Source organism: Thermosediminibacter litoriperuensis (assembly GCF_008124715.1).
GTDB lineage: Bacteria > Bacillota > Thermosediminibacteria > Thermosediminibacterales > Thermosediminibacteraceae > Thermosediminibacter > Thermosediminibacter litoriperuensis.
Map to the genome: position 1 here is coordinate 15,916 of NZ_VNHO01000001.1, position 19,252 is coordinate 35,167.

A 19,252-nucleotide genomic window follows, 5' to 3' on the forward strand; every position below is an offset into this window, starting at 1 on the left:
ATTATACCGTACCTAATGGGCAAAAAAAATCCATGATACACGAAAATCGTGTATCATGGGGGCTAAATGTAAAGGGGGTCTTCACTAATAATATAACCCGAAACAAAAATATTTATACAAAAACGGAAAAAATGCGCGACCTATCGTCCACGCATTTTTCCCGTTAACGAAATCCGTATTCAAAGGGTTTTTCAAAAATCAACCTATCCCCTTCTTCCGTTATTAAATTTTAAAAGTTAACCACCTTTACGGGTTTTTCAAATACACCCCTTTTAACTTCGGAGGCGGTCATATGCTTTGCTTCGAATCTTTCTGCAATGTAATTGCAGGCATCCCAGGGGTTCACCTTGTCTCCGCACGTAAAAACGTCTACTGCCGCATATCCCAGTTCGGGCCATGTATGAACGGTAAGGTGGGATTCTGAAATCACCACTACACCGCTGACACCCTGCGGACTGAATTTATGAAAGGCGACTTCCCTGACTTCTGCTCCGGCTTCCAGCGCGGCCTTTACCATTATTTCTTCGATTAGATCCCTGTCGTTTAATACGTTTGGATCACAATCATAAATTTCCGCTAAGATGTGACGGCCCAAGGCTTTCATCTTGCTATCACAGCCCCCTTCATTTTGAATTGAATCAATCAAATTAAATTGTAGCAGATTATTGCAGAATGTCAATAGATTCGAGAAAAATCCTTGAAAAATTCCTCCTGTTCGCCATTTCAACGTGATTTTATTTGTATACCTCTGAATTTCAGCCAATTATACGTTTTTCCTCCAATAATTAATGGTCTTTTTCTCAAGTCCGATAGATTTTTCGCTCCCACCATCGCCATCGAGTATCTGAGTTCCCTTTCCACCTGGCACAGATATTTTCTGAGGGCTGCCGACCCACCTTTCAACAATTTATACAGGACGGTGCCGGCCAGACCCGCCGCCCTGGCTCCCAGCGCCAGCGATTTTGCTACGTCAAGGCCGGTTTTCAATCCCCCCGATGCAATAATATCGGCCCTATCTCCGATTTCGCTGATTACTTCTATAAGGCTTACAGGCGTAGGAATGCCCCAGCCTTCCAGGGTGTTTACCGCATCCTTTCTGTTTCTCAGGTTTTCGATGGCTATAAAATCGGTTCCCCCGGCCCCTCCCACGTCGATTATTTTTATCCCGCAATCGACCAGTATCCTGGCTTCTTCTCTGGCCATGCCAAATCCAACTTCTTTTACTATGACCGGCACCTTTACACCAGCTGCTATTCGCTTTATATTCTCCACAGTACCCGAAAAACATTTTCTACCCTCGGCCATGACTATCTCCTGAGGTGTATTTAGATGAATCTGTACGGCATCAGCGTCTATCATCCCAACCACTTCGGCGACCTCTTCAAGGGAAGCGTCAGCCCCGATGTTCGCGAAAATTAAACCTTCAGGGTTCTCCTCTCTTACCACTTTAAAGCTCGCTTGAGCAGACTTGTCGTTTATGGCAATTCGTTGAGACCCCACGGCCATGGCGAAGCCGAATTCTCTAGCAATCTTGGCCAGTTCACGGTTTATGGTGCGTGCAAAAGAAAAGCCGCCGGTTATGGCGTTTATTATTATGGGTTTTTCTAGCCGGAGGTTTTGGAGGTTTGTGGAAATATCTATTTCATCGAGATTTACCTCCGACAGGCAGTTGTGGAGCAGCGTTATATCGGAAAAAACGTTTCTTTCCAATCTCTTTTCCAGCATCAGGCTGTACCTGATGTGTTCCTTCTTCCTCCTCGATCTTTTGCTCATTAAAGCTCCCCTCTAAAAAAGGGAGGAATAACCCTCCCAATTGTGTTTAATCATTATTGTTTTCATCTTTCTTAAAGATATCGCCCACCACATCACCTATGGTTACGTTGAGTTCTTCTCTGGGCACGGAAGTTTTTTCCTCATTTTTTTTCTCTTTTCTCGGCGGCTGTTCGTCATCGAGCGCCTGTTTTATGCTGAGGCTTATCCTCTTTTCTTCCGGCTTTATATCAAGGATTTTTGCCTTTACGGTTTCCCCCTCTTTTAACGCATCCTTCGGGGTAGCCACACGTTTTTTGGAAATCTGAGATACGTGTACGAGACCTTCAACCCCCGGTTCTAATTCCACAAAAGCTCCGAAATTGGTAAGTTTTACTACCCTTCCTTGGATTACCTGCCCGATAGCGTACTTCTGTTCTATATTATCCCACGGATCGGGGCTGAGCTGTTTCAGTCCCAACGATATACGGCCTCGCTCTTTGTCCACTTTCAATACTTTAACTTCCACTTCTTGATTTTCACTCAAAACTTCAGAGGGATGGTTTATCCTCTGCCACGACAGATCTGATATGTGAATCAGCCCGTCGAAACCCCCGATGTCGACAAAAGCCCCAAAATCGGTCAATTTCTTGACTGTCCCTCGAATGACCTGGCCCTCTTTTACTTTCTCCCAGATTTCCTCCTTCAACTTCTCTTTTTCTTCCTGGAGGAATAATTTATGGGAAAGCACCACTCGCTTTTTATCCCTGTCCAGTTCTATAATCTTCAATTTCAGATCTTTCCCTACGTAACCGGACAGGTCAGCTACATATTTAAGGTCGGCGTGGGATGCAGGGATAAAACCTCTCAATCCCCTGACGTTGACCAGAAGACCTCCTTTTATGCTCTCTATAACCCTTCCCTCTACGGTCTGTTTCTTTTCAAAAGCCTCCTCCAGATAACTCCAGGCCTCGACCGTATCGGCTCTCTTTTTGGAAAGAATCAGATTTCCCTCTTTATCTTCGAGTTTTAATATCAAGACTTTGATCCTATCCCCATTTTTTACGATTTCGGAAGGCGATGAGAAAGGTAAGTTCGACAGCTCGTTCAGGGGTATTATGCCTTCCGACTTATAGCCTACATTCACCAGAACCTCTTTGTCGCTTACTTTCATGACCGTGCCTTCAACAATTTTACCTTCTGCAAGTTCTGAAATTTCATCATCGTAAGCTACTTCTCTTTGTTGATTCTCCATTTCTTTCGAAATTTCTTCCATTTTTGTTATAACCTCCTTTATAATCCAGTCAGGTGTAGAAGCACCTGCAGTAATGCCGACTTTTTCGACTTCCTGAAACCACTCTTGCTTTATTTCTTCGGCGGTCTCAATATGGTACACCCTTGCTCCTACATTCTGACAAACCTGCACCAGTTTTTTCGTATTGGAGCTGTTCTTCCCTCCCACAACCAGCATTACGTTAACCAATTCCGCAACTTTTTTCGCCGCTTCCTGCCTTTGTTGGGTGGCGTTACACCTGGTGTTATGAAAAACCGCCAGATCCAGCTTCTCTTTCAATATATCCATTATCCTCTTCACGTTTTCTTCGGTTTGGGTCGTCTGGACGACAACCCCCACCCTTTTGTCCGTAAAAAACGCCCTGGCGTCTTCCTCGTTTTCGATTACTACCGCCTCGCCGGGACACCAACCTTTTATACCTTTCACTTCGGGGTGGTTGGGGTCGCCGATTATCACCACCGTGTAGCCCTTACTGGACAGATCCTGAGCCAGTTTCTGAACTTTTTTAACAAACGGGCAGGTGGCATCGATCACGTTTAAGCCCCTGGCGCGGGCTCGTTCTATAACATCGGGCGGTACCCCGTGGGTTCGAATCACTAGATTTCCCTCGCTTATATCATCCACATCCACGGCTTTTACACCCAGGTTCTCCATTTTCTTAACTACCTGCTGGTTGTGTACGATCGGCCCTAAAGTGTAGGTTTTTCCCCCTTTTTTTATCAAATCTTCCAGCAATCGCACGGCATTTTTGACACCAAAACAAAAACCTGCATGCTCTGCCACTATAATTTGCACAAAACTCACTTCCCAATGCTATTTTTTGCTTTATTTGAATTCTATATAAATCCAATAATTCCTTCTTAAATATTAAAAAGCAAGATCAATACGATAGTAATTTTGATACCTCATTAAAAATAACCCTGCTTATCTCGGTCAGTTTTTTCGAATTCAATTTTTCCTCTTCATCGAGAGAAAGCCGCATGGGTTTCCCCACCCTGACGGTAATACTGCTGAAAAACCTGTAGTCCCCAGTTATGGCTACGGGCACCAGAGCCACTTCCTTCGCCTTCGCCGCCAGCAGGGCGATACCGGGTTCGGGTTCTTTTAGACTTCCGTCTTTGCTCCTCGTACCTTCCGGAAATATGCCCAATACCTTTTTATCAGCCAGAATTTCCACAGCTGTCTTTATCGCTTTTCTGTCTGGAGCTCCGCGGTTAACCGGGAAAGCGTTTAATTTCCTGAGAATAAAGCCGAAAACCGGGATTTTAAAAAGCTCCTTTTTCGCCATAAAAAAAACCGGTCTTTTTAAAATGCAGCCAACTATGACTGGATCCCACCAGCTTTTGTGGTTGGAATAAACTATTACTGCCCCTTTTTCTGGAAAGAATTCCAGACCCTCAACCCGGATTTTGAAAAGCATATTTATTAAAAGCGAACAAGCGAACTTTGCAAAATTATAAAACATTTTTCTCCCTTCTCTTTATATGGCTTAAAATTTCTTCAACGACTTCTTCCGGGGTCTTGTCGGTGGTATCTATTATTACCGCATCTTCTGCTACTGTAAGGGGTGAACACTCTCTTTCCCTGTCCTGTCGGTCTCTTTCGGCCAATTCTTCCTCAACTTTTTTTAAGTCGGTCTTTATCCCTTTCTTCAACATTTCATCGTACCTGCGCTTTGCCCTTACCTTTATATCGGCGGTCAGGTAGAATTTGTATTTTGCATCGGGAAGCACTGTGGTTCCTATATCCCTTCCATCCATAACGACACCATAATTCTCTGCCATTTTTCTCTGTAGTTTCACCAACCTCTGCCGCACCTGCGGAATGCAGGCGACCTTCGACACCTTCTGATCTACGGAGGGCTTTCTTATCTCTTCGGTTACATCTCTTCCATCGAGGTAAATACGGCCCTTTTTTATTTCTATGCTGCTTTCTTCGGCTATATTTATTATTTCCGCGGTCCTTGAAGCGCCTTTTTCGAGGGCTTTTAACGTAATCGCTCTGTACATGGCCCCCGTATCTACGTATGTGAGATTCAACTTGTCTGCTATTATCCTGGCTACGGTACTCTTACCCGCACCCGCCGGTCCGTCAATCGCTACGCTGTAGATGAGGTCCGGCCTTAAGACTCTCGCACCTCTCAGATAGACGTGTTTTATATCCCTATGATCTTTTTCCGTATTAAACACCATCAGTATTCTGATGCACATTCGCAAACCGTTCTGCACGGCCATCTGTCCAACATCCAGTAAAGGTACCATATCCAAACCCATTTCCCTCGCCGCGGATGCCGGATAAGCTGCATCTATATCCGCAGTAGCGCTGAACAAAATAAAACAAATATCTTCAACCGCTATATCGTTTAATTCCATCATCCTGGAAAGAAGTTCTCTTGTGGCATCCTTCACGGCAGCGGCCGTGTTTTCTTCAACGGTGATCGCGCCTCTAACACCTCTAACCTTCAAACGACTCATCTCCTTCAGCCATTTGAGGCTGCATTTATGCCCGCCAGATATCCGGTAGAAAAAGCCGCCTGTAAATTGTAGCCACCGGTAAAGCCGTCCACATCGATGACTTCTCCTGCAAAATATAGGCCCTTTACTATTCTTGACTCCATGGTCCTCGCATTTATTTCCTTTACGGAAACACCCCCGCGGGTCACGATGGCCTCGTCTTCCATACATCCTATGACGGTTAGCCTAAAATCGGTCAGTTTTTCAAGAATTATATTTCTCTCTTCCCTCGTCAACTGGCTTACCGGCTTTTCGGGATCGAGCCTGCATACATCGATGAAAACCGGTATCAGCCTTTTGGGTAACAGGTCATCAAAGGCGTTTTTGGTATGTTTTCGGCGGTATTTCTCAAAGTCTCTCTTCAAGCGAGCCTCTAGACGTTCGCGATCAAGGGCGGGTTTTAAATTGATTGAGAGTGTTACGCCTTTTTCAATATGGTCGACTACACTGCGGCTGATGGTAAGTACAATCGGACCCGAAACGCCGTAATGAGTAAAAAGCATCTCACCAAATTCGGAATCCAACTTTTTGCCCTGGCAGTATGCGGTTACTTCCACGTTTTTAAGGGCCAGACCCTGGAGATTTTTTACCCAGTCTTCCTTTGTTATAAGCGGCACCAGTGAGGGTCGCGGCTCCACGATAGTATGTCCGAGTTTTCTGGCAATATTATACCCATCGCCGGTGGAGCCGGTCGATGGATAGGATACCCCTCCTGTCGCCACTATAACCCTGTCACACGGAAAAAATTCTTCGGAATTGTAAAAAATCAGCCCTTTCACAGCTCCAGCTTCTGCTATAACTTCCTTAACCCTCATCCCGTATCTGATTTTAACCCCGGCTTCCACCAGGGCATTCTTAAAGGCTCGCACCACATCCGAGGCTCTATCTGATTCCGGGAAAACTCTTGCTCCTCGTTCTACTTTCGTTTTAACGCCCAGGTCGTAAAAAAAGGAAATGAGATCCCTGTTAGAAAATCTCGTAAAAGCGCTGTATAGAAATTTTCCGTTTCCGGGGATATTCTGTATGAACTCATTCAAGTCTTTTGCATTTGTCAGATTACAGCGCCCTTTACCCGAAATTAAAATTTTCCTGCCCAAGTTCTGATTGCGTTCAAACAATGTCACGTCAGCACCGTGAATCGAGGCCTGGTAAGCGGCCATAAGGCCGGCTGCTCCCCCTCCGACAACCGCTACTCTGTTCGTCATGGTTTCGATGCTCATCTCCGTTATTTTTTGAGCTTTCTTGCAAATAGTAAAAGTTGAGACCTGAGTTCTTCCCCCATTTTAAATAGTATTTTCTCCAGATCTTTGTTGGTTATTATCATTTGAGTCGGCTCGAGTACTTCTATCTTCCTGAACTCTTCTCGCATGACAAACCTTATCATATCTTCGATGGAATCGGCGTTAATCGTGAGAAAAGCCGGGGCATAAGCTACTTTTTCCCCTAAGGCGTCATCGTAAACCACGTAAGGCTCCGCCGATATATCGTAATCCTCGAAGGAAATACCCTGTATAGGTATGTTCCGCAGAAGCGTTACCTGTTCTTCTCTGACGCTTTGGGCAACCTGCTCGACTGGCTTGCCTCCGAACAAAAATTTTCCGGGTTTAAACTCACCTTTAAAATCCATTCTAACCCTGAACTTTATTTTGCTCTGCATCACTTCGTCTCCCAGTTTAACTTTGACCATTATTGGCCCTCCATATTTTTAGAAAAAGTCTCGCAATTCCTCAATGGAATTAAATACTACTGATTCCCTCAGAACTTGGGAATAGATTTTTGCGGCTAATCCGCCCGTGTAATCCCTTTGTTCTATCGGGGTCTCATGCAAAACGAAAATCTTTTTTTCGCCTTTTGAAGCAACATCTCTCAGAGAGATCAAGTTCTTTAAATTTCCATGGCCAAAGGGTATGTTGCAGATAATAACGGCCTCAGCCCTATCTATGTACAACCTATTTTCTTGCACCTTTTCCTCGGAAACTGGCGAAAAGGGCAGGTCCTCAACCACATCAACCCCGAGGTTTTTTGCTACTTTCCAGTCGGTATCGCCCATATTCAAAACTCCAGCTGATACCTGGTATCCCCTTTCCCTCAGGTACTGCAATATCTTTTCTCCCGCTCCGCCGCCGCAGACGACGTGGATTCTTTCGCAGCTCCTTGGTCTTAAGTCTTTCTGTACCGGCGAAGAAAAAGTTATCACAGGGCGGCCGCTGTGGGGTTGTATGCTAATCTTCACGTGGACGTTAAAAACTTCGAGGATGTTTTGCTCGGTTATGACTTCCTGAGGCGATCCGGTTTTAAAAATCTTCCCGTCTTTTAAAAGAAGCAATTTGTCGCAGAACAGCGATGCCAGGTTTATATCGTGAAGGACTGCTAGGACAATTATTTTCATGTTCTTGCAGAGGTTTTTTAACAATTCGAGAATTTCCCATTTATAGTTTATGTCCAGGTGGGATATGGGTTCATCCAGTACCAGAACTTTCGGCTGCTGAGCGAGAGCGCGGGCTATTAAAGCCCGCTGCTTTTCTCCTCCGCTCAGTTCATTGATGTACCTGTCCTTTAAATTCCATATGCCTACGGCTTTCATGCATTCTTCGATAATAGCTTTGTCCCGGGGCTTTTCCCGCTCGAAAGTCCTCAAATAGGGATTTCTCCCCATCATAACGATTTCTTCCACGGTAAAGCCCAGGTCCAGCGAGGTTTCCTGCGGCACTGTGGCCACATACCTGGCCAAAGCCCTAGGCGACAAGCTCTCGGCTTTTTGGCCTTCTATTAATATGCTGCCCTTTTGCGGTATAAGCCAGCGGTTGATGTTATTTAGCAAGGTGGTTTTACCGGAACCGTTGGGCCCCAAAATACCGGCAAATTCCCCCGGATTTATCCCCAGACAGATGTCTTCCAGGATGCTTTTGTCTTTGTATCCGTAAGTTAAATTTTTTACCTCGAGTCCAGGCATACTAATGCTCACCCGTCTTCAGCAGACTGCCAGCAACAACTCCCTTAAAATCTTAGCGGCAAGCAAGGAAGTCCTCTCGGACAAATCATTAATCGGTGATACTTCCACCAGGTCAAAACCGACTATGTTCAGTTCCCTGAAACAGGAAACGACTTCAAGGATTTCTTTAGAGGTGCAACCGCCTGGTTCGGGCGTTCCCGTACCCGGGGCGAAAGCCGGATCCACCACGTCGATATCGATCGTTATGTAAACGGGATGTCCCCTTAATTCATTCAAGTTCTCCAAAAAGGGGCCCTTTACATCTATAAGATTCATATGGGTGTACTGTTCGGCAAAAGTGAATTCCTCTTTTACACCGGACCTAATGCCGAACTGGTAAAGGTGCTTTTCCCGGATGCACTCACACACCCTTCGCATTACCGTAGCATGGGAAAGTTTTTCATCGAAAAACGTATCCCTCAGGTCCGCATGGGCATCGAACTGGAGGACTTTAAGCTCGGGATATTCTTTCGCAACCTGTTTTACTACTGGGTAAGTTATAAGGTGTTCTCCTCCAATAAAAACGGGTATTTTCCCGTCTTTTAGTATCATCGCAGCGGTCCGCTCTATAATCTCCAGGCTTTTCCCTACGTTGCCGAAAGGTATGTCTAGATCGCCGGCATCGTAATACTTCTTGTCGTTAAGAGAATCGTCGGAATAGGGGCTGTAATCTTCCAAACCGTACGACACTTCCCTGATCTTCCTAGGCGCCATTCGGGTCCCCGGTCTGAAGCTCACAGTAAAATCCATAGGAACTCCAACTATGACGGCTTTGCTATCCTCGTAATTTTCCTTTGACCGCAGAAATTTGCCCTGATCCAGTAGTTTGTCGAATCCTTTCAATTCGTTTCCCTCTCTATTTCGAAATGATAGCCTTTACAAATGCCGGCAGATTGAAACAAGATCTGTGAATGTACGGAGTATAATACTTTGTATTCAAGTCGGGTATATTCGAAATATCTCTGGTGAGGGGGTCGATTAACTTTGAACCCATTGTAAAAGTCCATAAGGAGCCGGGATAAGTCGGAATTGTGGCCGTGTACACAGCCGCATGCGGGAAAATATCCGAAACAGCACTGTATACTTTCTTTAGCAGATCCTCGTAATAGAAGGGGGATTCGGTCTGGGCCACAAAAATACCCCCATCGGTTAAGGCCTCGTAAATGTCTTTATAGAATTCCTTAGCGAACAATCCCACGGCAGGACCTACTGGGTCCGTTGAATCGACAATTATGACATCATAATAGTTCTTGAACTTTTTAACATAAGCTATACCGTCTTCGCAGAACACTTTAGCCCTCGGATCTTCAAAAGCCACACTCAGAGTAGGGAAAAATTTCTTTGAGGCTTCGATCACCTTCTCATCGATTTCCACCAGATGAGCCTCTTTTACCGGGTGTTTCAGGATTTCCCTGAGCGTACCCCCATCTCCGCCACCGATGACCAGCACCCTTTCGGGATTGCCGTGGGTAACCAGGGGGACATGGGCCATCATTTCGTGATAGATGAACTCATCCTTCATCGTTAGCTGGACGACATCGTCCAGGACGAGCATTCTGCCGAACTCTTCAGTTTCGAACACGGCGAGATTCTGATATTCGGTCTTCTCGGTATGCAGGACGTCCTTTACCCTATAGCTCATTTTTATACTTTTAGACTGCATTTCGGTGAACCAGAGTTCCAAATCTTTTCACTCCTTCATTCCTGGGATTACTTTCATATCGGAAAAATTATACCAAATAAAAGGCAAACATTCAAATAGAAAACCTCAGCTCCTGCAGCCGGTGTTGTTGAAGAAATTCTTTACTTCCAGCCTCATCAAAACAGCCGAACATGAACAGATATTGAACTGCAAAGACTTTTTGCATTTTTCATCCAAGTCCTTCAACTCAACGGCCTTGAAGCCGAATTTTTCAAAAAAACCCGCGGCACCCCGGGTAAAAAGGTATATCCTGCTCACACCGCGTCGATCGCCATAATTGATCAAGGCCCTGACCAGTCCGTCTCCAATGCCTTGATGTTGAAATTCAGGGAGTACCGCTACAGACCTGATTATAGCGGCATCCCCGTATATTTCCAGTCCCCCCGTTGCCAGGATGGTATCGCCCTCTTCAGCCACCATAAAATTGTCGAGATGTTCGTCAATGCCTCCTGTCCCCAGCCCCACTGTTTCAAGTATATTTTTTAGAGTTTCGAAATCCTTTGGCCTGGCTTTCCGAAATACGATCAATGTGAACCCTCCGTTTACAGGCTCTTCAGGTACTTTATTTCAGCCTCGGTCATATACCGCCAGCAGCCGGGCGCCAGCCCCCTGAGGGTAAGTTTCCCTATGCGCGTTCTTCTAAGAGAAATAACCGGGTGACCTATAGCTTCGCACATGCGGCGTACTTGTCTTTTTCGACCTTCATGAATGATAATTTCCAGCACAGCAAAATCCCGTCCCGTTTTCAATATCCGCACCTTCGCGGGGGCGGTCTTCCCGTCTTCCAGGACTATTCCACGCCTTAGCCGGTTAATATCGCTCTCATGCGGGGTACCCGCGATCTTGGCTATATAAGTCTTTTCTATTTCGTGTTTTGGATGCGTAAGCCTGTAGGACAATTCACCATCGTTCGTTATTATAAGCAGGCCCTCCGTATCTTTATCCAGGCGCCCCACCGGGAAAACCCTCTCTTTTATGCCTTTCAACAGGTCTATTACCGTAGGACGACCGAAAGGATCTTTTGCAGTTGTCAGTACACCTTTCGGCTTGTTCATCAGTATATATAGGGGTTTATTATTCAGACGGCATATCTTCCCATCCACCCTTACTTCGTCCAGAGCCGAATCAACTTTAATACCGAGCTCTCTTACGATTTTACCGTTAACTTGAACACGACCCTCCAGGATTAATTTTTCGCAGGCTCGTCGAGACGCAATTCCGGCCATAGCGAGAAACTTCTGCAACCTTAGCTCCAATTAACAACTCCCCTTTTGTTACTTAGTATTATTATTATACGCGCTCCTGTCATTTTCCTTCATTACAACCAAATTTTCATTAAAAATTCCCGAAAGCCCCAGTCGATTTACCTTTTCCCTAATCGCCTCTTCTTCCGTAAGATAAAGTCCAAGTTTTTTCATTCTTTCATAATACGAAGCTCCGGCAAAGGTATAGCGCTTGTAAAGCCCTTCGGACGTTTTCAATTCTTCGTTGACGAAGGCTATCATATCGCCTATGGATAGCTCTCTGGGCAGTTTTAAAAGCTCCATCTTTAGCGCCCTTCGCGCTGCATTATGGCCTGCAAGAATTCCCGTGCATATGGCTTCGGTGTGACCTACAATCGGGCCGGATTTCTCACCGGCGCAAAACAGGTTTTCTACCCCCTCAACTCTCATGAAATCGTCCCGGGGCGCCATCGACATGTACCGTATCGAGTTGCCCTTGCTGGCGGCATAAGGATCCTCGAAGCGGGCATTTTCAAAACCCTTTATTTTTCGAAGTTCCTCTAAACTGAAAAACGGTGTCATGAGCTTCGCATGCCCAGTATCCAGTAAAACGATGCTCCTCGCGTAATCTTCCAGAGCGTACTGCTGGCAAACTTTGAGTGATAGCTTTTCCTTATGAACGAATTTATCGGGCAGTTCTATTACAACTACCCCTTTTTCCTCGAGTTCCCTTCTTATATCGTCCCCGAGAGAGTCTTTGTTCAATTTACAAGAACCGCTCATGGCTCCATATAGTTCCGGGGATCTTTTGCCAACCAGGTCTTCAGCACCCGCCTTTTTGCTGATACTTACCCTGGGCCCGAATGCCGGACATCTCTGTACGCACATGCAGCAACCATGCCCGTACTTAAGGCAGTTTCCTACGGGCCCCGATGATCCGGTGGTCTCCACGAACACATCGCCCTCGACCACTTCATCGTCCGACAGGATAACGCCGGTTATAGTTCTCCCTTTCATCCTGACATCAACGGCTCGAGACATGAATCGTATTTCGATCCCTAGACCCAACAGAAAATCCCTAACCCGGGCCTCTATTTTTGTTACATCGTAAAGGGTTGCGTGGGAATGACCGGGAAAATTCACATTGCTATGCCTTGCGGTAGCATCGGCGATTTCGAACAATTCACCGGCACCAAGCGCAATCGCCTCCTCGGCCGCTGTGTACCGGCCGTTGTTCCTCATTATACCTCCCACCAGTCCGCAACCCAGAAGCATATCCGTTTTTTCCAGTATTACTACATCGGCTCCTGCTTTTTTGGCTGCAAGAGCCGCACCGCAACCAGCCCAGCCTCCACCTATTATTATTACCTTAGGCATGTGCATTGACCCCCATTACATTTTTGCTTTCGGTTTGCACCTTACAGAGTTGAAGTCTTTTGCCTCCAACCAGCGTCTCACAGCTGCCGCAAACTCCCTCACCGCAGCACATCTGCGCATTGTTGGAAACAGCAAGAGCTATTTTTCGCCCGCTCTGCTCCACCAATGCTTTTACCAGATTATGCTGGGTTTCCGAACCACCGCTGTAAACCACTTCATAACCGCCGTTTTCGATTAATTCCCGGAGGTAGTTTTCATAGGGAGAACCTGAAAAATCGAAAACTTGCACTCTTACGCCCAGGGATTCCAGGAGTTCCCTGGCTGGGTTGCAGTTTATGACTCCCGGATCGAGAAATGCCGTTATATCATTCCCGCCTCTAACGAGGGTCTTCGCGACCAGCACCAGGGATGCCTGACCTATACCCCTCCCGATCAGCAGACACTTTTTATTAACGCTGGATTTTATATGCTTTAACCCGAAAATGCCGTTGTAGTAAGGGCCTCTTAACAGCAGCGTTCTGTCTTCCCGAGCCAGACTTCTCGTCTTGGGACCTATTATCTGCATGGCGAAGGTTAAGGTATTTTTGTCCTCATTCGTATCCATCACACAGAGCGGAAACTCAAAATAGGAGGGGCTGTTTACTGCCCTTAAGAACACGTATGTCCCGGGCTGACTGTATTCCCTACTTAAAGCCGCCAAAGGAAGGAGGACTTTAAATACTATAAGGTTATTCGTAACGGTCTTTTTTTCGATTATCTTTACCCCCAGAGTTCTCCGGGGTTCTTTTTTTCTCCTGCCGTTCCATATGAATTCCTGGTAAACGCAAAATCCCTGCCAACGGCAATCACAGGTCTCCTTACCCTGTAGTATAGAGCAGGCAATACAGCTGTTGGTCTCCGCCAGGTAGCAAGGGCAATAAGGTGATACCGCATCTATGCACTGGTAATTGAGAGCCATCGAGAACCCTCCTTCGAAAAATAAACGTAACATTATTAGTACATTATGAATTTTGCAGCCGGTTGGTGATAAAAAAAGCCGAATTCCAGCGAATTCGGCTTTTTTAACCTTTTTTATGAAATCCCAGTACTTTTAACAACTCCGCAGGGCCGTCCTTTAATACATTAACCACCGGCAGCGATACCGCTTTTTTTATTTCTTCCCTCAGGAATTTCTCGTCGACGTACCCTGGTTCATATACACCGGTTTCAAACCTGTACCGGGGATAAAAGGGATTTATGGTCACCGCCACCACCGGCACCTCTTTCAACACCTCAATTCTACCTCCAAAAGACTCTATTCTCTTTGTCGTATTCATCACATCACCCGGATACCCGCCGATGATAAGTTTTATGGGATCGCTCAGAAGGATGGTCAAACCCTTCAAACGGTTTTTAAAAATATCTACCAGCCTGTTTAACACCGGTTGGGAAACAGCCGCGGGTATAAATATCGCACAGGCCTTTTCGGTCAAAACTGCCTTTAAAGCGCCAATTATATCTTCGTGGATCAGGGCTGGATAGCGGATGGCTTCGACGGTGCCGTCCCGGTTGACCACAGATATCGTTTTAAAACCCCCGAGGATTTGTTTATAAATTTTGCCGGCTTCGGGCAGTTTGAAAATACTGCAAATCTGTCCGGTCTCCTCAGCCAACTCAATGACATCCGGGTTTCTGGCAGCACCCGTAGCCAATATTATACCTTCCGTTTCAATCATCGGCGCTATTCTGTTTAACGCTCCATCAACCAGGATGATGTCGCAACCCGCTTTTTCCGTCATTCTATCAAGAACTCTTCTAAGTTCCCGGCTCTTGTTAGGACCTGCAACAACCGCGAGGCCATCACTCTTCACCGCAGCGATCGAAATTCTGCCCAGAGGTGTCATAATATCTGTCGTCTCCAGAATTTCCAGTTCGGCGCTGCCTGCCCTGAGGCAGGCAGCCGCTGTAGCCACCACACTGCCCCTTTTTAAAAAAAGGCGGGGTTTTAAAAGCCCCGTTACATTATCTATTTCCTCACCGTCATATCCTATACTGGTCAAACCTACGACATTATTATTTAAGTATGAAAAACCTTCGAGTAGTGCAGATATCGTAGTGGTTTTACCGGTATTTTTTGCGGTACCGGCTACGCCTATTATTCGCACGCTGCCAACCTCCGAAAATTATAAACTTGTAACTGTGCCCCTGCCGGCTCTTCCCGGGTAAGCCCCTTCCCCGCGGCTTCCCAACAATCCCCTGTAGAGGGCGTCGACAAAATTGCCGTTCTTTGCTACGGAATCCAGGGTACTTTCTATACCTTCAACAATTTGCGAAGCCCAGATTTCCGAGTTCCGTGTCGGAGTTATTTCGGCATGCCCGAAAAATCTAAAAGCCGACTGTGTGGCCCTGAGCGTGTCAATTCTAGCAGCTACCGATATGGGGCCGCCGGAGTAGGCTTCATCAGCGGAAGCGATGGAAATTCCGTCCACGCCCAGCACTGAAGCGAGGGATGCGTGCAGGGCGGTGCTTAGTGATGACTGAACTCTGTCTTCGGTCTGGGTTAAAAATCCGATAGGTGCACCGCACCAGATCGGGGCGTTCAATATGCTCCTCAGAGCCGAGATCTTGGCCGCGTTAAAATCCACGTAGTTGTCCCTCATTTGGCCGCTGATCATCACTTCAGGTGAGTAACAGAACAAAGGCTGGAGAATCGGCTTTGCACCCAGCCTAAGCCCCAGCATGGTCACAATTAACATGCCCGCAAAGGCTTTATGGGCGGGGACTCCGCAGAGCTCTTCATTCGTCACCACATCGAAGGGCATGTCAAATCTGGCAGCGTATTTTATGGCAGCTACCGCATCCACAGTAAGCCTTTCGGGATCCGTTCCCCCTCCTAGCGAACCGTAGGCTATATTTATTTTCGTAAGGTCTGCTCCAACCTTTCCCGCAAGAAGCACCGTTTCCGGAGTGTTGAGACCCCTGTGGGCTCTAACCTGCCAAAGAGTCGAGGGCATCAATGCATCCTTTATTATCCGCAGGTTTTCATATGTTATGACAGAACCGTCTTCTTCGTGGGTGATATAGCCCTCGAAAAAGCCCTCGGTTCTTGCTCCCCAGGAGGGATCAAAGTGCACAACTCCGTCTGCACCCCACGCTTCGCAGGTCTTAATATGGGCTATGTCCATAAACGGACACCCGGTCCCATACTGGATAAAAACCATGGGATTTTTATCGGCATGCTGCAATTTCAGAGGATTGATCCTGAGCTTCAATTTTTCCAGGTAAGTTTCCAGTGCTTTCAATTCTTCAGCGGTCAGATGCCTTGTCTTTTCCTTCAGAGCGCCGCTATCGTAATATACTTTAACGACATTGTCGCACAACCTTGCGTATTCCTTTTTAAGTTTTAACACTTCAGTTTCATCGGTGCTCTCCAGCATCCTTTCTCTTATTTTAGCTCTTTCTACCCCGGGGGTAGTCTTATTTTTCACGTAATCAATTATCCCGTCGACAATAGCGTTCAATAGATTTTCTATCCTCTTGTTTTTAAATGTATAATCGTATTTTTCCGTCATATCCTTTTTAAATTTGCTTCTACTTACATCTTCCTTTACGTACTCCCTGCCCTCCACAAACGCCACGGCTTCTTCAACAGTAGTTCCCGGTCCAAATCCGGCGTCAAATCCGAGTTCAGCAGCCAGTTCCGGCCTTATGGCCATCCCGCCTATGCCTATCCTGACCCTTTCTCTTATTCCGGACGCCTCGGCCAGATCGATAAAACTTCCCAGGATTTCGGCCACCCTATAACCCAGGGTTCGACTAATAAGGATGACATCAACATCATTGTCCATAGCGGTCTTAATTATCTCTTCAGGAGAATAGTCGGGGGGAAGCAGTATCGTATCGTGTTCCGCCTGATCGAGCCCCCTTTTTATCATTTTGAGGCCGATGTCGTGAACCGGGTCCAGAGGGGCAAGGAGCACCTTTTTCTTTTGAACAGTCACACTAGACCCCCCTTAATTGTCCTTTTTAAAAAGCCAGGCGTAACTATCCCCGGGTTTATATATATATCCTCTGATCCTGACCCTAGCACCCGGGCCCTGATGCTGTATGAAGACTATGCTTGCATCTTTAAATCCCAGCTCGTTCATCAGCTGAAGAGAGAGTCTCTTCCCTTCTTCTTCGTCATCGCAAACCAGAAAAGTCTCTATATCTACGGCATCCATTACTCTTTCAAGTGCTCCTGACATCGCAGACCTCCTTGCTCATCGCAGATGAGTAGTTATGAATAAAAAATATATCTGTCGGTTTAAATACCCGCACTTTCCCAGTATTTTTCCACATCGAAAACCAGATTCTCTATATGTTTGACCATAGCGGCTTCCGCCGCCTCCGGGTCCCTGGATGCGATGGATTCGAATATTTTTTCGTGGTCCAGCAGCACCTTGCTTTTAACCTTTTTCCTTATATACTCGAGTACGGGTGACAGCTGACCGTGCTGCCTTATGAGATCCAAGGCCGCATCAAGTACCCTGTTCCTGGCAGCCTGAGCTATCAGCTTGTGAAATTTCACGTCATCGTCGGCTATGGAAACACCCTCTTCCAAGTGTTTTTTCTGAGCTTCCAGGATTTCCTCCATTTCCTTTATCTCTTTTTGGGTGATGTACTGAGCGGCAAGTCTTGCCAACTGACCCTCTATTACTTTTCTGGCAACCAGCATGTCGAGCAATTCCTTCCTGCCGGTGACTTTAATAACATTTATAAGCTCGTTTCCGTAATGGTTGATCTTCTGCTCCTGCTCTAGTTCCCTTAGTTTTTCCATACCGTAGGGTGTCAGGATCCTGCCTTTAAAACCGACTTTTTCAGTGTAACCCTCGGCGTCCATTTCCCTCAGTATTCTGCCGGCTGTAGCTTCGCTGACCTCATAGCCCTGCAGCTTTAGATTCTCTCTCACGTAGCCGGAACCGATCGGCGCCTGTGAATCTGCTATTGCTTTGAGGATCAGATAAAACAAGTGTTTTTTTTCTGAAAACATCCTATCCCCCTAAACGATAAAATGCTACTCATATTATACATCACCTTAATATTAAAAAAAAATAATTTTTTGGACAAAAAGGGGCCGAAAAGCCCCTTTTTGTCTTGCTATATCACTTTCCGATTGAAGAAATCGATCATACCGACTTTCCGAACGCGATTTCTGATTTCTTCTATATCGGTGGTATATAACCCCAGATGTTTCATTCTTTCGAAATAGACGGAACCAGAGAAGGTGTATTTTTTGGAAATCCCTTCTTCAGTCTTCATCTGCTCGTTTACATAGGCAATAGCGTCTCCCACCGCCAGATCGGTTGGAATCTCCACCAGGCTAACCCCCGCGGCATACCTTACTGCATTAGCCCCGGCCAGGGTTCCGGTGCAGATGGCTTCTGTATGCCCTACAAGCGGTCCCGCCTTTTCCCCTCCGCAAAAGAGGTTCTCAACCCCCAGGGTTTTGAGGTTGTTGTCCCTCGGAGACATTGCCATATACCTAATGGAATTGCCGATATTGCCTGCATATGGGTCCTCAAAACGGGCATTTTCAAATCCCGGTATCCTGCGCAACTGATCCAGAGGGAAATACGGCGCCATCAATTTGGCGTGCCCGGTATCCAGTAGTACCACGTTCTCAATGAACTCCTTTAGAGCATACTGTTGGCAGGCTTTCTTCGTGAGTATATTTTCATCTTCTCTAACTTCTTCCGGGACAGGGATAACTGCCACGCCGGTGGAGTTGAGCTTATCTACTATTTCCTGGGATAATGACTCCTTGAGCAATTTGCAGGAACCGCTCATGGCCCCGTAAGTCCCGTCGGCTTTTTTCGCCATCATTTCTTTTACGCCGGCCTTTGCGGCAATGCTAACTCGGCCGCCGTAACTGGGACACCTTATTATGCACATAGCGCACCCATTGCCGTATTTTGTGCAATTGCTCTGGGGTCCGGCAGTGCCGGTACATTCGACGAATACATCGCCATAGAACTTCTCGTCGTTATCGGTTATAACGGCCGTTATTCTGTTTCCTTCCATTTCAATATCCCTGACACGGCTTCGAGTGTGCACCTCGACTCCGGCCTCCGCCAGTATCCTCCTCACCGCCGGCTCTACTTTGGCTACGTCATAAAGGGTGGCATGCTTGTGACCGGGAAATTCCACGTTTTTATGCCTGGCTACCGCGTCTGTAACCTGGAATAGCTCTCCGGCCCCCATGGCAATCATTTCTTCCGCGGCCGTAAATCGGCCGTTGTTTCGCATGATACCGCCTACCAGGCCGGTTCCCAGCAGCATGTCCGTTCTTTCAAGCAGTACAACTTCCGCTCCGGCTTTTTTGGCGGCCAGAGCGGCGGCACACCCCGACCATCCACCGCCTACGACCACAACTTTAGGCAT

General features: G+C 46.6%; 19 protein-coding genes. All 19 read right to left on the reverse strand.

From position 1 onward, the window contains the following. Nucleotides 1–229 precede the first annotated feature (229 nt). The gene (gene speD / locus LZ11_RS00110) at nucleotides 230–604 is read right to left on the reverse strand and encodes an adenosylmethionine decarboxylase (protein WP_148865458.1); all 375 of its coding nucleotides are present in this window, start codon (nucleotides 602–604) and stop codon (nucleotides 230–232) included. Nucleotides 605–723: 119 nt separating this feature from the next. Next, nucleotides 724–1,773 carry a type 2 isopentenyl-diphosphate Delta-isomerase gene (gene fni / locus LZ11_RS00115; RefSeq protein WP_148865460.1) on the reverse strand — a complete coding sequence of 350 codons (1,050 nt, stop codon included), beginning with the start codon at nucleotides 1,771–1,773 and terminating at the stop codon, nucleotides 724–726. Between the two features lie 46 nt (nucleotides 1,774–1,819). Next, a complete protein-coding gene (locus LZ11_RS00120; protein WP_148865462.1) occupies nucleotides 1,820–3,838 on the reverse strand; it encodes a bifunctional 4-hydroxy-3-methylbut-2-enyl diphosphate reductase/30S ribosomal protein S1 in 2,019 nt (672 codons plus the stop codon). Between the two features lie 85 nt (nucleotides 3,839–3,923). Further along, a complete protein-coding gene (locus LZ11_RS00125) occupies nucleotides 3,924–4,508 on the reverse strand; it encodes a lysophospholipid acyltransferase family protein (RefSeq protein ID WP_148865464.1) in 585 nt (194 codons plus the stop codon). Then, a complete protein-coding gene (gene cmk / locus LZ11_RS00130; RefSeq protein WP_222927128.1) occupies nucleotides 4,498–5,508 on the reverse strand; it encodes a (d)CMP kinase in 1,011 nt (336 codons plus the stop codon). The genes LZ11_RS00125 and cmk overlap by 11 nt, the downstream gene beginning before the upstream one ends. A 14-nt stretch (nucleotides 5,509–5,522) precedes the next feature. Further along, nucleotides 5,523–6,761 (reverse strand): BaiN/RdsA family NAD(P)/FAD-dependent oxidoreductase, encoded by a 1,239-nt coding sequence (locus tag LZ11_RS00135; RefSeq protein ID WP_148865468.1) that lies wholly within the window; start codon nucleotides 6,759–6,761, stop codon nucleotides 5,523–5,525. 20 nt (nucleotides 6,762–6,781) lie between these two features. Then, nucleotides 6,782–7,243 (reverse strand): hypothetical protein, encoded by a 462-nt coding sequence (locus LZ11_RS00140; RefSeq protein ID WP_148865470.1) that lies wholly within the window; start codon nucleotides 7,241–7,243, stop codon nucleotides 6,782–6,784. 18 nt (nucleotides 7,244–7,261) lie between these two features. Then, nucleotides 7,262–8,509, reverse strand: a complete 1,248-nt coding sequence (locus tag LZ11_RS00145) for an ABC transporter ATP-binding protein (RefSeq protein ID WP_148865472.1) — start codon at nucleotides 8,507–8,509, stop codon at nucleotides 7,262–7,264. Nucleotides 8,510–8,527: 18 nt separating this feature from the next. Beyond that, nucleotides 8,528–9,391, reverse strand: a complete 864-nt coding sequence (speB, locus tag LZ11_RS00150) for an agmatinase (protein ID WP_148865474.1) — start codon at nucleotides 9,389–9,391, stop codon at nucleotides 8,528–8,530. 13 nt (nucleotides 9,392–9,404) lie between these two features. Then, nucleotides 9,405–10,232 (reverse strand): polyamine aminopropyltransferase, encoded by an 828-nt coding sequence (gene speE / locus LZ11_RS00155; RefSeq protein WP_148865476.1) that lies wholly within the window; start codon nucleotides 10,230–10,232, stop codon nucleotides 9,405–9,407. Between the two features lie 84 nt (nucleotides 10,233–10,316). Next, nucleotides 10,317–10,778, reverse strand: a complete 462-nt coding sequence (locus LZ11_RS00160) for a GNAT family N-acetyltransferase (protein WP_148865478.1) — start codon at nucleotides 10,776–10,778, stop codon at nucleotides 10,317–10,319. A gap of 14 nt (nucleotides 10,779–10,792) precedes the next feature. Next, nucleotides 10,793–11,506 (reverse strand): pseudouridine synthase, encoded by a 714-nt coding sequence (locus LZ11_RS00165; protein ID WP_148865480.1) that lies wholly within the window; start codon nucleotides 11,504–11,506, stop codon nucleotides 10,793–10,795. 18 nt (nucleotides 11,507–11,524) lie between these two features. Then, nucleotides 11,525–12,850, reverse strand: coding sequence for an FAD-dependent oxidoreductase (locus LZ11_RS00170; RefSeq protein ID WP_148865482.1), 1,326 nt, complete (start codon nucleotides 12,848–12,850; stop codon nucleotides 11,525–11,527). Then, the gene (locus tag LZ11_RS00175) at nucleotides 12,843–13,808 is read right to left on the reverse strand and encodes a sulfide/dihydroorotate dehydrogenase-like FAD/NAD-binding protein (RefSeq protein ID WP_170240237.1); all 966 of its coding nucleotides are present in this window, start codon (nucleotides 13,806–13,808) and stop codon (nucleotides 12,843–12,845) included. Before LZ11_RS00175 ends, LZ11_RS00170 begins: the two co-directional genes overlap by 8 nt. Nucleotides 13,809–13,911: 103 nt before the next feature. Beyond that, complete coding sequence (kamB, locus tag LZ11_RS00180) at nucleotides 13,912–14,994, reverse strand: lysine 5,6-aminomutase reactivase subunit KamB (protein ID WP_148865486.1); 1,083 nt, start codon at nucleotides 14,992–14,994, stop codon at nucleotides 13,912–13,914. Between the two features lie 18 nt (nucleotides 14,995–15,012). Then, the gene (locus tag LZ11_RS00185; RefSeq protein ID WP_246110645.1) at nucleotides 15,013–16,830 is read right to left on the reverse strand and encodes a cobalamin B12-binding domain-containing protein; all 1,818 of its coding nucleotides are present in this window, start codon (nucleotides 16,828–16,830) and stop codon (nucleotides 15,013–15,015) included. A gap of 12 nt (nucleotides 16,831–16,842) precedes the next feature. Continuing rightward, a complete protein-coding gene (locus LZ11_RS00190) occupies nucleotides 16,843–17,076 on the reverse strand; it encodes a hypothetical protein (RefSeq protein ID WP_148865488.1) in 234 nt (77 codons plus the stop codon). 59 nt (nucleotides 17,077–17,135) lie between these two features. Continuing rightward, nucleotides 17,136–17,861 (reverse strand): FCD domain-containing protein, encoded by a 726-nt coding sequence (locus LZ11_RS00195; RefSeq protein ID WP_148865490.1) that lies wholly within the window; start codon nucleotides 17,859–17,861, stop codon nucleotides 17,136–17,138. 107 nt (nucleotides 17,862–17,968) lie between these two features. Then, a complete protein-coding gene (locus LZ11_RS00200) occupies nucleotides 17,969–19,252 on the reverse strand; it encodes an FAD-dependent oxidoreductase (protein WP_148865492.1) in 1,284 nt (427 codons plus the stop codon).

Coding starts and splice junctions, on each gene's coding strand:
- speD (WP_148865458.1), bottom strand. CDS start 604: ATGAAAGCCTTGGGCCGTCACATCTTAGCGGAAATTTATGATTGTGAT.
- fni (WP_148865460.1), bottom strand. CDS start 1,773: ATGAGCAAAAGATCGAGGAGGAAGAAGGAACACATCAGGTACAGCCTG.
- LZ11_RS00125 (WP_148865464.1), bottom strand. CDS start 4,508: ATGTTTTATAATTTTGCAAAGTTCGCTTGTTCGCTTTTAATAAATATG.
- LZ11_RS00135 (WP_148865468.1), bottom strand. CDS start 6,761: ATGACGAACAGAGTAGCGGTTGTCGGAGGGGGAGCAGCCGGCCTTATG.
- LZ11_RS00140 (WP_148865470.1), bottom strand. CDS start 7,243: ATGGTCAAAGTTAAACTGGGAGACGAAGTGATGCAGAGCAAAATAAAG.
- LZ11_RS00145 (WP_148865472.1), bottom strand. CDS start 8,509: ATGCCTGGACTCGAGGTAAAAAATTTAACTTACGGATACAAAGACAAA.
- LZ11_RS00170 (WP_148865482.1), bottom strand. CDS start 12,850: ATGCCTAAGGTAATAATAATAGGTGGAGGCTGGGCTGGTTGCGGTGCG.
- LZ11_RS00175 (WP_170240237.1), bottom strand. CDS start 13,808: ATGGCTCTCAATTACCAGTGCATAGATGCGGTATCACCTTATTGCCCT.
- LZ11_RS00190 (WP_148865488.1), bottom strand. CDS start 17,076: ATGTCAGGAGCACTTGAAAGAGTAATGGATGCCGTAGATATAGAGACT.
- LZ11_RS00195 (WP_148865490.1), bottom strand. CDS start 17,861: ATGTTTTCAGAAAAAAAACACTTGTTTTATCTGATCCTCAAAGCAATA.
- LZ11_RS00200 (WP_148865492.1), bottom strand. CDS start 19,252: ATGCCTAAAGTTGTGGTCGTAGGCGGTGGATGGTCGGGGTGTGCCGCC.